Source organism: uncultured Faecalicoccus sp. (assembly GCF_944325745.1).
In the GTDB taxonomy this organism is placed as follows: Bacteria; Bacillota_I; Bacilli_A; order Erysipelotrichales; family Erysipelotrichaceae; genus Faecalicoccus.
This window is the reverse complement of record NZ_CALVBG010000102.1, coordinates 1-2,617: the sequence shown is the minus strand read 5'-3', so window position 1 is coordinate 2,617 and position 2,617 is coordinate 1. Positions and strand designations below refer to the sequence as shown.

Below are 2,617 nucleotides of genomic sequence, written 5' to 3'. Positions count from 1 at the left end.
GGCAAAAATGCCGGATTCTCTTCTCTTTGAAATTCTAAAAATCCTGTTGATTTTCCCATGGCGTTCCCTCCTATTTCTGAAAAGCCATTTCAAAGGCTTTTAATTCCGCTTCCTCTTGATGGAAACCTTTATCCTGCAGAGCTTTGATCGAATCTTTCATGATCTGATAATCTTTTGGAACGATCTTTTTGAAGTTTTTGAGATTTTCTTCAAAATGTTCCAGGATCTTTTTCGCAACCGAAGAATCTGTTGCGGCAACATGCTCCTTCAAGATCTCCTGAAGCTCTTCCATGTCGGCTTTGCCGGTCACAGCTTCCATGGAAACCAGTTCTCTATTGATTCGCAAATAAAGATCATGATCGGTATCTAAGACGTACGCGATGCCTCCAGACATCCCGGCCGCAAAGTTTTTCCCGGTTTTTCCTAAGATCACAGCCGTTCCTCCGGTCATATATTCCAACCCGTGATCGCCGCAGCCTTCTACAACGGCTGTGGCTCCTGAATTTCGTACACAGAAGCGTTCCCCGGCCTTGCCGCGAATAAATGCCTTACCGCTGGTGGCCCCATAAAGAGCGACGTTGCCGATGATCACATTGTCTTCCGCTGTAAAGCTGGAGCGCGGATCGGGTTTGATGATCAGCTTTCCTCCCGATAATCCTTTTCCAAAATAATCATTGGAATCGCCCGTTACTTCCAAGGTCAATCCTTGAGGAATAAAGGCTCCAAACGATTGGCCGGCCCCGCCGACACAATGAATCGTAAAGGTATCTTCCGGCAAGGAATTCTTAAACATCGCTGTGATCTGAGAACCAAACAAAGTGCCCACCGTACGATCGGTACTGGAAATCTTGAATGTTTCTTCATGCGCTTGTTTTTTCTTGAGATACGGCATAAAGCGCGGCAAGATCTCTTTATGATCCAGTGTTTCTTCTAACTTAAAATCATAGGCATCTGAAGCCTGGTAGTGCACCGGATGCGCTTGCCCCAGCAAGTCACTGAGATCCAACATCTTTTGACGGTTTTTCAGTTCTGGTCGAACTTGAAGACATTCGGTATGCCCCACCATTTCATCGATGGAACGAAAGCCCAGTTTTGCCATGATCTCTCGTAATTCCTGCGCAATAAACAACATAAAATTCATAACGTACTCCGGTTTTCCTTTAAAGCGCTTGCGCAATTCTTCATTTTGAGTGGCAATGCCAAAAGGACAAGTATCCAAGTTACAAACGCGCATCATCCGACATCCCATCGTAACTAACGGTGCCGTCGCAAAGCCAAATTCTTCCGCGCCCAACAAGCATGCAATAGCCACATCGCGCCCGGTCATGAGTTTGCCGTCCGTTTCTAAGATCACCCGGCTGCGTAGCCCATTTTCAATCAGATCCTTATGCGTTTGTGCCAGGCCTAACTCCCAGGGAAGCCCCGCATGATGAATGCTGGACTGGGGCGCTGCCCCTGTCCCGCCATCGTATCCGGAAATCAAGACGACCGTTGCCCCAGCTTTAGCTACCCCACAGGCAATCGTTCCGACTCCATCCTCGCTGACCAATTTGACGCTGATGCGGGCATTATGATTCGCATTTTTCAAATCATAGATCAATTGCGCCAGATCCTCGATGGAGTAAATATCGTGATGAGGAGGCGGGGAGATCAAAGTTACACCCGGCGTGCTGTAGCGCGTCTTGGCAATCCACGGATAGACTTTTTTGCCCGGCAGATGTCCTCCTTCTCCAGGTTTGGCCCCTTGCGCCATCTTGATCTGGATCTCCTGGGCACTGGTCAAATATTCGCTGGTCACCCCAAAACGTCCGCTGGCGACTTGTTTGATCGCCGAATTCTTCTCAGTTCCTAGTCGTTCGGGTTTTTCTCCGCCCTCTCCGGAATTGGATTTTCCATGAAGGCGATTCATCGCAATCGCCATGGTGGTATGCGCCTCTTCCGAGATCGAGCCATAGGACATGGCACCCGTCTTAAATCGCTTGACGATATCATAGACCGACTCCACTTCCTCGATCGGTACGCCTGGATGCTCATGGACAAATTCTAAGGAAGCCCTTAAAGTATGAGGCCGATCCTGGTCATTGACCATCCTGGAATATTCTTTAAACAATTCATAATCATTGAGCCGGGTCGCTTCCTGTAAGGTAACGATCGTCTTGGGGTCATAGAGATGATCTTCTTTTCTTTTTCCGGAACGCAGCTTATGAAAACCGATGCTGTCTAATGTCGTATCGGTGGATAATCCCAACGGATCAAAGCCGTGATCGTGATGATAGATCAAATCTTCTTCGATCTCTTTTAAACCGATGCCTCCCACGCGCGAGAGCGTATTCGTAAAATAGGCATCGATCACTTCTTTCGAAATGCCGATGGCTTCAAAGATCTGGGCCGACTGATATGACTGTAAGGTAGAGATCCCCATCTTGGCGGCAATCTTAACGATGCCATGAAGAATGGCTTCGTTATAATCGTGGATCGCTGACGAAGGTTCTTTGTCCAACATGTCTTTTTCGATCATTTCTTCAATGCATTCATGGGCAAGATACGGATAGATCGCTGTTGCCCCATAACCTAACAGACAGGCAAACTGATGAACATCCCGCGGCTCGCCGCTTTC

The 2,617-nt window shown here is 48.0% G+C and carries 1 protein-coding gene; it reads right to left on the bottom strand.

The genetic code is table 11. The features are described 5' to 3' along the window. Positions 1-70 precede the first annotated feature (70 nt). Positions 71-2,617 (bottom strand): glutamate synthase-related protein (locus tag Q0J48_RS07030; protein ID WP_296242777.1); only part of this gene is annotated, 2,547 nt, incomplete at its 5' end.